This is a genomic window from Lentzea jiangxiensis, assembly GCF_900104175.1.
Taxonomy (GTDB): Bacteria; Actinomycetota; Actinomycetes; order Mycobacteriales; family Pseudonocardiaceae; genus Lentzea; species Lentzea jiangxiensis.
Genome location: NZ_FNIX01000001.1, coordinates 559,977 through 571,504, shown reverse-complemented (window position 1 = coordinate 571,504; position 11,528 = coordinate 559,977). Strand labels below are relative to the sequence as shown.

The following is an 11,528-nucleotide window of genomic DNA, read 5'->3' as shown; positions in this document are numbered from 1 at the left end:
GCCAGGTTGTTCCGCGACGTCAGCGTGTCGGGGTGGTCAGGCCCCAATACCCGCTCGCAGTCCGTGAGGGTGGCCTCGTACAGCGGGACCGCCCGCCCCAGATCACCCGCCCACTCGTAGGCACTGGCCAGGTTGTTCCGCGACGTCAGCGTGTCGGGGTGATCTGGCCCGTGGAGGTTCTCCAGGCATCGGTTTGTGCGGGTGAAGTAGGTGATCGCGGTCGTGACGTTGCCTTGCCCCCCGAGGTAGGTGCCAAAGTGATTGAGTAGTTGGCAGGTGGTCGGGGTGTCGCGGCCTGGGGGCGTGTGATCGATCAGGGCCTGAGCGTGGGGCAGGACCAGCTGGTATAACGGCCAGCTCGCCGGGGATTCGTGATGCTGTCCGGTCAAGGCGGTGGTGAGCGTGGTGGCCGCGGTGTCGCGGGCGGTGGTGACGTCGTCGGGCTGGCGGTGAGGATCATCGGGGTCGGGGGTGCGGCTGACAGCCTGCACCAGGCGATGCACGCCGATGGTGTCACCAGTCAGGGTGATCATGTTGTAGGCCGCGAGTCGGCCGAGCGCGGCCAGCACGTCGGGTTCGTCGGCGGTCCCGGCCAGCAGTTCGCGAGGGATGCCATCGGGGGCGTACCAGGCCAGCTGGCGCAGCAATTGCCCGGCCAGCGGGGTGTCGGCGAGCCGGTCGAGGGTGACATGCCAAACCCTGGCCACAGTGCGTTGAGCGTCGCCGCCCTCCGCGATCGCGGTGAACATCCGTGCCGGAAACCGGGCGAGCAGATCGAGGTAGGCGGCGGGGGTGATGCGGAGCTGGCCGAGGTAGGCGCCTGCCTGCTCAATAGCCAGCGGCAGCCACCCCAGCTCCGCACACAACCTGTCGGCACCGGTCAGCTCGGCGTCGGGCCACTCGGCCCGGACGATTCGGATGAGCAGCTCAACCGCCTGCGCGGCGGGCAAGACGTCCAGTGCAACGGTCTGCATGCCGCGCCAGCCTCCGCCCTGACGGCTGGTGATCACAATCGTGCCGGTATGCACGCGGTCCAGCAGCCCAGCCGCGTCAGCCGGGCCGGCGAGATTGTCCAAAATTAACAACCAATCGGTATGGGTGGCCAACCAGCGCACGCCCAACTCGGTGCACTGCTCCAACGGCATCACCCCCGTCTCCGGCGCGACCGCCACGGCCAGGTCGGCCAGCCCTGTGTCAATGGCGGTCGCCGAGTCGGCGACTATCCACCACACCAGCGAGAACCGGTCTGCCTGGCTGGCGGCGAAACGGGCAGTCAGGGTGCTCTTGCCTACCCCGCCGAGCCCATGTACCGCGACCACGACGGCCCGGCCGCAACCGGCCACCGCCGCCTCCAACTGCTTCAACTCCGGTGACCGTCCCACGAACATAAGAGGGTCGGGCGGTCGTCGGTCCATTCCCCTCACCGCAGGCGTGGACTCCATGGAGGGCACACCAGAACCCTCGACGATCACGGGACCGTACGCGGCGCCGATGGCGGTCTTGCCGCTCACGCCTCCGGTGATCGAGACCGGTGCGGGCCCCCGCTCGCCCGACGCGGCCGGGCCTGGCCCCGCGTCGGCTCGGTAGGGTCCGGCGGCCCGCCTACCTGGCCAAAATTCACTCCGACCGTCGGGCCTCCGCTGGCACCCCCCGTAACGTTTCCGTACAGAATGGCGCTGCCATCGGTCGCCGAATGCGACATCGACGAGCTCGGTGTGCTCGCACCAGCGTGATCGGTGGCCTGGCCTTGCCGCCGGGCCACCACCAACGCCCCGACTGCCACCACCAGGCTGCCGATCCCAGCGATCCAGCCCAACGCCTCCAGGACCGGTCGCGCCGGGTGCTCCTTGTCAGTCAGCCAGATCGGCACACCGAACCGCAACAGCGTCCACACTCCAGCGCCAGTTGCAACCGCCACACCAGCCGTCCACCACGCACGCCGTCCCACACTCACCATGCGTCCACTCAACCCACAGCACCGCCCCACAACTGGAACCCGTACCCCAGGTGATCGCACTCGGCCCGCCCAACGCTACTAACTCCCGCACATCCGCCACTAGGCGTCCAGACTGACCGCCGCGACCACACTTCCCGGTCCCCTTGTCCCTGCTGGCTTAACGCCTGGACACAAGATCATCATTTTGTTGACGTGCTCGGACACCTCTGTCCTGCGCACGTGTCCTGTAGCTGTCCCACAACTCGAAGGCGGAGACACGCTGCCACATCAGACCGGCTCAGGCTCAAATCCTTGCGCAGGATCTACCGGTTAACCTCACGAGTTGGCCTTGACCTGCTACTTCGTCACCCTCGGCTCGTGTTCCGCGCTCGCTGTTCCGTACATGTTCCGTGGGCAAGCCTGTGGGCTGGTCGACGCCGCCAAGGCGGCGAGCTCTCCACAGGTGCGGCAGCCGAGCGCCCCGACCACTTCCTTGGCGACCACCTGGCGCTCGTCCCAACTCATGACCTGACGGATAAGACGTGGCCTCTACGGACGTCTGCCATCCCCTGTTAATACTTGGGTTTACCTGCGGAGATCCAGTCTCACGGTCGCCGTCTCAAGGTGCTGGCAGTGGATGTTTTCTGTCATTAGATGAGGGAAAAGTGTGGAGATGATCATGCGGTCGCAACCACGTGATACCGAGGGCAAGCCTGTGGGCTGGTCGACGCCCCCAAGGCATCGAGCTGTCCGTAGGCGCGGCAGCCGAGCGCCCCGACCACCGGAACAGGCTACCCTCGGCGCTCGTTCCGACGATCGCGGCGACTCTTGGCGACTGAACTGAGGCCACTTCAACGCCATGGGAGTCTGTAATGTAACGCGGCTCGTAACTATGTAGATGAAGAAGCCATGACGGAAGCAGAAGACCCGGCGAAGACACCCGTAAAAGAATGTTTTTATGTGTGTCCCATAGGTCCAGCAAATTCAGACACCAGAAAACGTTCAAATCAAATTTTTAAGCATGTCATCGCCGCAACTCTTGAGCCACTTGGATACAAAGTTACCCGCGGGGATACCATAGATCAGTCCGGGCTGATCACTACGCAGGTGATCGACAAGCTACTTAATTCCGAACTGGTTATCGCCGACCTTACTGACCACAATCCTAATGTTTTCTACGAGCTTGCGGTGCGTCATGCGGCGAGTAAGCCATTCATTCACCTGATGGCAGAAGGTCAATCTATCCCCTTCGACATTCAGGGTATGCGCACCGTATTTTTCAATTACCAAGACCTGGATTCTGTTTACGAAGCAAAGCGTCAGCTGGTAAACATGGTTGAGGTCATTGAGGATGGCGCACCTGTTGAAACACCTGTGACATACACCATTGATCTCCAGCAGCTAAGGCAGTCGGACAATTCCGAGGCGCGAGGAATTGCCGATATAATGGAGGAGATGACGGTACTTAAAAGAGCAATTCTCGGAAACCACCGCCAGCGTAGGCCATCTGCTGATCATGCAGCGCTTCGTGAATTTGTTCAGCACCTTCTTGCCGACGGGAGAATTTTCACAAGCGACCGCGATTTCCTGATCAACAATGACACCTCTCCTTCGCATGATCAGTGGGCCGAAAGAATCCTGACATCAGCTCAGTCGACGTGGAATTCCATTGCGAATTCTCCGTCAGGAGGCTTCGCTGATGAACCTCCATTCTAGGCATGCAAGTAGTTCAGAAGGTTCGAGTCGATGCTCGATCAACTGTCAGCTTGACGCTAGAGCGATTATCGCGACCCTGAAAGAGGGGCCTCGCACCATCCCGTATGACCTGGCTCGTCCCAACCGCGCGTGTCAAGGGGGCACCTACCGCGTTGACGTGATCATGCGCTGGGACGGCCCCCTTGACACGTGTGGTTGCTCTCGGGGAGGTCATACGGGATGGTGCGTGCCCCGGCCCCCGCTGGAACGCGATGTGCCGGCATCTCCCCGCACCATTTTGGAGACCTGCCCGTCCGGCGAGGACATGCTTTGAACTCACTGCGGTTCACTCCGGGGGCCGCTGGCCGTTCCTGTCCGACAACGGTCGACCGGCGCGCATGCCTCGCCCGCCGCGCTCGGACGCCGGAGGCGGCCTTGGGCGCGGCGGAGAAAGAGGCGCGTCGGTCTGCCGTTGTCGGGTAGGCACCAACGGCCAGCGGCCCCCGGAGGGGGCCGCCTTGATGAAGAAAAGAAACTCTGAACGCGGCTGCTCTAAGCCTTGATTAACTGCATCAAGTGGGCGGTGTTCGTCAGGTCTGCCAGCACCTTCCGAGCCCCAGCGGCCTGTAGTTCCTCGACGGTGCTCTTTCCGCTTGCCACGGCGATGACCTGTACGCCTGCGGTCAGGGCGGCGGTCACGTCCCGCGGAGTGTCGCCGATGAGCACCGTGTCGTCCGGGCCGAACTGCGTGTCAAGTTGCTGAGTCGCGCGCTCCCTGGCCATCGCCACCAGCTCCGCGCGGTCGGCATGGTCGTCGCCGTACGAACTCGTCTCCAGGTCGAGGAACTGTTCCAGTCCGAGCGCGACCAGCTTGATACGCGCAACGGCCCGAAGGTTTCCGGTCAGCACCCCTTGATGAACAGTCGGTTCAGACTCCAGCGCTACCAGGGCTTCGCGTGCTCCCGGCAGTGCCCGGGCTCGTGACGCGAACTCATCGCGGCCGGCCTCGTAGCTGTCGATGAGTGCGTTCACCAGCTTGCCTACTGCCGCGTCGGTTGGCTCGATCCCGTGCAGCTTCAAGGTCTCGGCGATGATGTCCAGCTCGGTCCTGCCGCTCACGTCGGCAAGCTGCTGGAAAGGCTGGCCGAACGCCCTCGGGATCGCTCGCTCGTACATCTCCCGGCCCATGCCGCGAGACTGAAGCAACGTGTGGTCGATGTCCCAGAGCACGAGCCGTCGCAGCTCGTTCGGCGCGATCATGCTTCGAGTTTGTCACTCAGTTGGGGTCTCGCGCTGGGGTGTAGCGTCAGTGCAGGTCAACGCTTCGCAGGGGTGGGGATGGACGAACAACTCGCAGCCATGATCGGCGAACGAGTGCGTCTGCGCTGTCTCGCGTCGCGCCTGCCGAAGACCGTGATCGCCGGACTGGCAGGCATCACGCCCGACTACCTCTATCAAATTGAACGCGGCCTCAAGCTCCCCACTGTCACGGTGCTGAAGCAACTGGCCGAGGTGCTGAACGTCTCGGCTGACGAGTTGTTGAGCTCCACTTCGACGCGGGCGCCGTCTACTAGACCGGAGACAGCGGGCGATGCGTTGTATCGAGCGTTTACCAGGCCAGTGAAGTCCGATGCAGTCGCCATCGATTTGAAGGCGTTGCGCCGCAACGTTTTAGATGCTTGGCAGACCTGGCAAACGTCGGCCACGCGATACAGCCAGCTCGCCCCGGAACTTCCGGCACTCGTGATCGAGGCCGAGCAGGCCTTGCGTGACCGCGCGAACGGTTCAGCATCTGATCAGCGAGAGGTTCAGTGCTGCGCTGCTGACCTGTATGCGTTGCTGCGCAGCGTCGCCAAGAGGCTCGGCAGGGTGGACGTCTCGCTGCTCGCGGCGGATCGTGCGATCCGTGCCGGCGAGAACGCAGACGATCCGCTGCGGTTGGCGGTGGCCCAATGGAACCTTGCTCAGGTGTTGCTTGCCGATGGCGAAGCTGAGGGCGCCGAGGACGTCGCGATGCAGGCGGCTGAGGCCCTGTCCGCCTGCACGGACAACGACCTCGATGCCGTCGCGCTCCGCGGTGCACTCCTGCTCGTCGGCTCCATTGCGGCCGCGCGTCGAGGAGACGTCTGGAGGGCACGGGAGCGCGTGCAAACAGTTGAGCCGCTGGCGAAGCAGACCGGCGAACGCAACACATTGTGGACTGTCTTCGGTCCAACGAACGTCGCGATGCACGCGGTCAGCGTTGAGGTCGAAGCTGGCTCGGCTGCGGACGGGCTGCGGCTGGCCGAACGGATCGACCACGACCGCTCCCCCTCTATCGAACGTCGTGTGGCGTTCCGGTGTGACGCAGTCGCTGAAACTCGAAACGTCCGTAGCGGGAGCGATCAACTCAACCGCCTTCGCCGACTAGATCAACTGCCAACGAGGCTTGATCCGCGGCAGCTCAGGTCGACCCATACGACCTTGCCCGTCGTGGTGACGTTGAAGCCCCAGTCAAGAGACAGCTGGTCCACCAGCACCAAGCCGCGTCCGCGTTCTCCACCCAACCGTGAGGCTCCCAGCTGCGGGAGGTTCGCCCGGTCCCCGTCTTCCACTTCGATGCGCAGCACTGGAGAGTCCGGCACCAGGCACAGACGAAAGCCGACTGGCGGGTGTCCGTGGTCGTACGCGTTGCTGACAAGTTCAGTAACAAGCAGTTCAGCGTCTTCCGCGCACTCCTCGTCCAGGTGCGCCAAAGTTCGCCGTGTTGAATGCCGCAGTTCGCGCAGCGGAGGCGTCTCAGCTCCGTCCAGGCTCAGGTTGAAGACCAATCCATCGCGCCCGTAGGAAGAGCGGGCCATGAGTCCCTCCGGGGTCGCGTCCATTCGCGGGCAATCCAAGGGCTACCCGATCGGAGCTCCCCCCACACGGGTAGCTGGCTCCCAACAACGATGGCAAGCCTGTCGGCTGATCGATGCCGTCAAGGCATCGAGCTGTCCACAGGCGCGGCAGCCGAGCGCCAAGACCAGCTTGATCAGGCCGACCACCTGGCCCACCGGGGCCCGCGTGCGCCACTGACGTCGGCGGCGGCCAATGTGGCACCCAGCACGGTCAAGGAACTGTTCAGGCTCGGACTGCGTCGAACCCTGGTTATCCTGCTCGCGTGCTGACCCATACAGATGCAGAACGTCTCTCCGCGGTCCGCCGCTATCACATCTTGGACGCGCCGGCCGACGGCAGTTTCGACAGTGTTGCCCGTGTGGCCGCACAGGTCTTCAATACACCGATCGCGACCGTGACGATCGTCGACGTCGACCGGGTGTGGTTCGCGGCCTGTCACGGCCTGGAGGGTGTTGCGCAGATCGGTACCGAGCCTGGTCTGTGTGCCTCGGCCGTGTTGCAGGACGGGGTGTACGTGGTGAACGACGGCGCGGTCGATCCCCGCACCCTCGACCATCCGCTGGTGCGCGGAGACCTGGGTCTGCGCTTCTACGCCGCCGCGCCGATCATCACCGGCGACGGCCACCGGCTGGGGACGGTCAACGTGATCGACCGTGAGCCCCGCGAAGTCACCGATGCTCAGGTCGCGACACTCACCGCGCTGGCCGGCATCGTCGCCGACCAGCTGGAACTGCGCTTGGCGGCCATTCAAGCGGTGCGCGCGGAACGCGGCCTGGACCAGGTCCCCGGCCCGCGAACCACCGCGTCGGCCAAGCTGGCGGGCCAGCTGCGGCACCTCGCGGCCAACCACCTCGACGGCGAGCACCCCCAGGCGTGCGAGCTCGGCTTGTCAGGCCCGTGCGACGAGCCCGTGGAGGTCAAGGTCGCCGACCCGTGGGGGGACTCGGCGTGGGCGTGCATCCGGCATGCCGAGGACATCATCATTCACGAGCGGTCGACGTTCATTGCCGACCAGAACCTCAACGGGCTGAAGCGCTACCTGCGACGCGCGGAGATCCGCAACACCGGACCGGGAGGCACGTCCTAACACGTCGACCACGAACGGGTCTGCGTTCTGCTAGACAGCGCTGATGGGCCGACGCGAACTCAGCGCTCTCGCGCACGCAGACCATCCGATTTCGGCTCCGCTGAGCGACAGCACAGTGGAGCACCTCCTCCACCGGGCCATCCGCGGGCAGGACGATCACCTGCTCGACCTGGGCTGCGGCGACGGCACCTGGTTGCTCCGCGCGCTGCAGGCGCACGGCGGCGCCACGGCTGTCGGTGTCGACATCTCGGGTGAAGGCTTCGACCACGTCCTCAGCGAGGCCGCCCGGCTCGGTCTGGCAGATCGGCTCGAACTGCGCCGCCAGGACGTCGCCGAGTACCGGTCGGCCAGGAAAGCGGACCTGGTGCTCAGCGTGGGAGCCGCCTACGCGTTCGGCGGGCTGCTCCAGACGTTGAACGCCGCTCGGGAGCACCTCACCGAAGACGGGCTGCTCCTGCTCGGCGACTGCTTCTGGGAACGCGAGCCCGACGCTGCCGTCCGAGCGGAACTGGAGGACGGTCCGCAGAAGTACGCGGATCTCCCGACCACCGTGGCCCAGGTCGTCGCCGACGGATGGACGCCGATCTACGGGTACATCAGCACCACCGCGGAGTGGGACGAGTACCAATGGTGCTGGACCGGCACCCTCGCCCGGTGGGCTCTCGACAATCCCGAGCACCCGGACAGCGACCTCGCCCTTCAGATGTCGACGACCCACCGCGCCAGTTGGCTGGGCGGCTACCGCGGATTCCTCGGGTTCGTCGTGCTCCTGCTGCGGCGCACACCTCCGCCGGCATCGACTGGGGTGTCCTGAGGGAACCCTTGACTCGCGGAACGGCGCCGCTTCCCCTCGGGGAGCGGCGCCGTTCCGCGTCCGGGCGGCCACCCGTGCACGGTCACGCCGCCTCGGTGACCTCCCCGGTCACCTCGAACTCGACGCCGGCCGGCGACACCCCGGTGAACCTCAGGCGCACCGACTCCTCTCCCTCCGCCGAGGTGTCGGTCACGGTCGGCACCGGCACCTCGGCGGACGTCTGCCCGGCCGGGATCGACACGTACAGCTCGAGCCGGGTGGCCGACAGCGGTCGTGAGGGCAGCGCCGCCTCGCCGGAGTTGCGGAGCAGCCAGTCGGCGTTGACGTCCGTTGTGGACAGTTCGGCGCCGGAGGCGGGCGCCAGCGGCACCCCGCTGACCGAGAACGCCGAGTCGGCGGCCTCGGACAGCGTCAGCTTCCACTTCAGCGAACCGCCCTCGGCCACGCTGCCGGCGACGGGGGTCGCCGCGATCCGGGGCGCCGGGTCGTCGTTGCGCACCAGCAGGCCGCCGACCGCCGAACCGACCACGGCGTGGGAGATCGCCTGCACCGCGACGGTGTTGAGCACGTCGCTGCTCCACCTGGTGTTGCCGGTGAACGTCAGCGGCACCTCGGCGCGGTTCTGGCCGGGCGCCAGCGTCACGAGCTGGGTCTTCGGCGTCTGCGCTTCGGTGTGGAACAACCGGATCACGCGCGTGCCGTCACCATCGGCGGTGACGACCATGTTGTGCGTCTGCGTGCCGGAGTTGCCCTCGTCCACCGCGACGAGGGTGGCGTCGACCCGGGGCACGCGCACGGGAGTGACGGGGACGAGCCCCTTGCTCCAGCCGTAGGCGTCGATCAACCACGCCTCGCCGGACGCCGACTCGGGCACCAGTTCCAGCGACGTGACCTGCCCGAGCCCGGACGGCAGCGGCACGCGGACTTCCTGAGCCCACAACGAGCTCGTGCGTTCCGAGGACGGAAGCCCCGCCACCGAGACGGAACCCAGCGGGTGCTTCCGTCCACTTTGGTCGTTCAAGACGACTCCGAACGTCGCAGGAGCGGCATTCCCCGGAACCGCCAGGCGCAACGCCAGGTCGGTGGAGCCGTCCAGGGACACCGGGGCGGCGGGCGTGACGACACCGGCCTGCCCCGCTGCCGACCACTTCATCGCCACCGCCAGGCGTTCGGGTTGCACCGAGGCGAAGCGGAAGCCGACGAAGTGCGGGGAGCGAGCGGTGCCGCACGTGACCGCCGCGTCACGCGAGACCTGCTGGCACACCCGCGCCGAGCCGGTGGCCGCGGTGGAAGCGTCCGGCACCGCGAACGGCCGGCGGCCGGCGCCGAGGGCGTGGGAGAGCACGCGGGCGGGGTCGGCGGACGGCGCGCGGACACCCGAGCCGTCGAGCAGCGGCAGGACCGACTGGTCACCGGCCAGGAACAGGGCCGCGGACGCCGCGATGTAGGTGGCGCCCGCGGTTTGCTGCTGCTGCGCGGTCAGCCTGGTCGGCGCACCGGGCGTGCAGATCGGGTCGGGCTGCTGGCCCGGCCAGAAGTCGTCGAACGCGGGCGCCTCGGCCTGGCCCGGGGTCCACTCGCTGTTGAAGTAGTTGTGGTTCGCGCCGACCAGGTAGAGCGCGCTGTGCAACGCCTCGCCGCGGCTCAGGCCGCGCGTCTGGTCCAGGAACATCTGCCCCTGCAGGTCGGACACGTCACCGTCGCAGCCCGGCAGGAACGTCACCGAGGGCACGTCCGGCGCCGGGTTGTGGCCGAAGATCGTCGGCCCGATCAGCACGTCGCCCCGGATGTTCCAGCGCACCGGCCCGTCGAACCCCGTGTCACCGGGCGGCGGCGTGAGGCTGTCGGTGGCGGCGCGGTTGACGCCCTCGCCGCCGCGCGAGTGGCCGACGAGCAGCACCTTCGACATGTCCGCCGCGGGCAACGCCTTCACCGCGCCGGGCGCCGAGGCGCGTCCGGCACCCGACCAGTCGGCCCACTTCGCGAGGTGGTGGCGCACCAGCGACGACCGCGCCTGCGCCCCCGCGTCGGCGGTCGACGCGTCCTGGGCGTTGATGCCGTTGGCGGAGATCGACACCGTCAGATAGCCCTGCGACGCCAGCAGTTCCTGCGCTTTCAGGTAGCCGCGGTGGCTCGGCACGGGCGTCAGCCCGCCAGGGCACGGCCAGTCCAGGCTGATCTGGTCCGGGTTCGTCTTGCTGTAGCAGGTGAAGTGCCTGCCGTGCAGGAAGAGCACGAGTGGCCGGTCGCTCCCGGCGCCCTCCGGTGCGACGACGACGGCCTCCATCTCGATCGGCGCCGCGTAGCCGGGGAGCCTGACCGGGTCGAGCGCGTACTCGCCGGTCTCCGTGGCGTACGGCCCGGGCGTGCCCGGGTCCACCGCCGCTCCCGGCAGCAACGCGGGCAGTGCGGGTGCGGACGGACTCGGCGACGACGGCTCCACCACGTCCAGGCGCTTGCCCGCCGACCGCACCTGCAGCGCCGCCGGGTCCCGCAGAGCCGCGCTCACCGTGAACGACCGCAGGTTCGCCGACTCCCGGGCCCGGCCGAGGAACCGGTCGCCCTCCCAGAACTCCACGCCGGCGTCGAGCACCGGCATCGGTGTGGCCGTGGTCCAGCGGATCTCGTCACCGGAGACGGTCCAGCCGGTCGAAGGTGGTCGGGGTGGCGGTTGCGGTGCGGCCGAGGCGGGCGGCGCGGGGAGAACCGCGGCCAGCAGGACAGGTACCAGGAGCGCGACTGTGCGACGCATGAGCGGGTCCCCCTCGAGAAGGACGATCCGCTCCGTTCTAGCGAGGCAGCACCGCGCGCGGGAGGCGTTACCGGCGGGAATCTGCCATACGAAACGACAAACAGACAGGTGTCGTGCGCCGTTCGGCGCAACGCCGAGAGATTTTCCCTATAAGCGCAGTACCGGACCAGTGGGCGGCGAGCCTCACCGGCCTCTGATGTCGCCGTCCCGTTCGTTCTGGCTCAGCTTGTTCCAGGTGGAGGTCAGCTCCGTCCGGATGCGGGCGACGCGGACGCCGAAGGCCTCGCGGATCTCCCGGGCGTCGACTTCGTCGGGTGCGCCGTGGTCGGGGTGCTCGGCGGTCATGGGGAGCGGGGTACCTCGA

General features: G+C 66.8%; 8 protein-coding genes and 1 pseudogene. 4 read left to right on the top strand and 5 right to left on the bottom strand.

Annotation, left to right across the window (positions count from 1 at the left end; all coding sequences use genetic code 11):
- The coding region (locus tag BLQ91_RS41015) for a tetratricopeptide repeat protein (RefSeq protein ID WP_176959542.1) at positions 1-1,511 on the bottom strand (1,511 nt) is incomplete at its 3' end.
- A 1,334-nt stretch (positions 1,512-2,845) separates the two neighbouring features.
- On the opposite strand from BLQ91_RS41015, the gene BLQ91_RS40055 reads away from it, so the two are divergent.
- Entirely contained in the window at positions 2,846-3,652 is an 807-nt protein-coding gene (locus tag BLQ91_RS40055) for a hypothetical protein (protein ID WP_143022498.1), read from the top strand.
- Between the two features lie 531 nt (positions 3,653-4,183).
- Here BLQ91_RS40055 and BLQ91_RS03015 read toward each other — a convergent pair.
- Positions 4,184-4,891: an HAD family hydrolase gene (locus BLQ91_RS03015; RefSeq protein ID WP_090094992.1), complete on the bottom strand. Its 708-nt coding sequence runs from the start codon at positions 4,889-4,891 to the stop codon at positions 4,184-4,186.
- A 78-nt stretch (positions 4,892-4,969) separates the two neighbouring features.
- Between BLQ91_RS03015 and BLQ91_RS43715 the strand changes: the two are divergent.
- Positions 4,970-5,158 (top strand): annotated as a pseudogene (locus BLQ91_RS43715) (helix-turn-helix domain-containing protein); the annotation flags it as partial.
- 884 nt (positions 5,159-6,042) lie between these two features.
- Here BLQ91_RS43715 and BLQ91_RS43710 read toward each other — a convergent pair.
- Positions 6,043-6,471 carry an ATP-binding protein gene (locus BLQ91_RS43710; RefSeq protein ID WP_425412436.1) on the bottom strand — a complete coding sequence of 143 codons (429 nt, stop codon included), beginning with the start codon at positions 6,469-6,471 and terminating at the stop codon, positions 6,043-6,045.
- 302 nt (positions 6,472-6,773) lie between these two features.
- Here BLQ91_RS43710 and BLQ91_RS02995 point away from each other — a divergent pair, with 302 nt between their 5' ends.
- Positions 6,774-7,598, top strand: coding sequence for a GAF domain-containing protein (locus BLQ91_RS02995; RefSeq protein WP_090094989.1), 825 nt, complete (start codon positions 6,774-6,776; stop codon positions 7,596-7,598).
- Positions 7,599-7,713: 115 nt separating this feature from the next.
- Positions 7,714-8,412 carry an SAM-dependent methyltransferase gene (locus BLQ91_RS02990; RefSeq protein WP_218130142.1) on the top strand — a complete coding sequence of 233 codons (699 nt, stop codon included), beginning with the start codon at positions 7,714-7,716 and terminating at the stop codon, positions 8,410-8,412.
- A gap of 82 nt (positions 8,413-8,494) precedes the next feature.
- Here the strand turns inward: BLQ91_RS02990 and BLQ91_RS02985 are convergent, their stop codons facing one another.
- Entirely contained in the window at positions 8,495-11,164 is a 2,670-nt protein-coding gene (locus tag BLQ91_RS02985; protein ID WP_143022496.1) for a dienelactone hydrolase family protein, read from the bottom strand.
- Positions 11,165-11,347: 183 nt separating this feature from the next.
- The gene (locus BLQ91_RS41010) at positions 11,348-11,509 is read right to left on the bottom strand and encodes a hypothetical protein (RefSeq protein WP_176959541.1); all 162 of its coding nucleotides are present in this window, start codon (positions 11,507-11,509) and stop codon (positions 11,348-11,350) included.
- Positions 11,510-11,528: the final 19 nt, after the last annotated feature.

Bases quoted from the DNA above. Each gene is read 5' to 3' on its own strand.
- BLQ91_RS03015 (WP_090094992.1), bottom strand. From the start codon at position 4,891: ATGATCGCGCCGAACGAGCTGCGACGGCTCGTGCTCTGGGACATCGAC.
- BLQ91_RS40055 (WP_143022498.1), top strand. From the start codon at position 2,846: ATGACGGAAGCAGAAGACCCGGCGAAGACACCCGTAAAAGAATGTTTT.
- BLQ91_RS02985 (WP_143022496.1), bottom strand. From the start codon at position 11,164: ATGCGTCGCACAGTCGCGCTCCTGGTACCTGTCCTGCTGGCCGCGGTT.
- BLQ91_RS43710 (WP_425412436.1), bottom strand. From the start codon at position 6,471: ATGGCCCGCTCTTCCTACGGGCGCGATGGATTGGTCTTCAACCTGAGC.
- BLQ91_RS41010 (WP_176959541.1), bottom strand. From the start codon at position 11,509: ATGACCGCCGAGCACCCCGACCACGGCGCACCCGACGAAGTCGACGCC.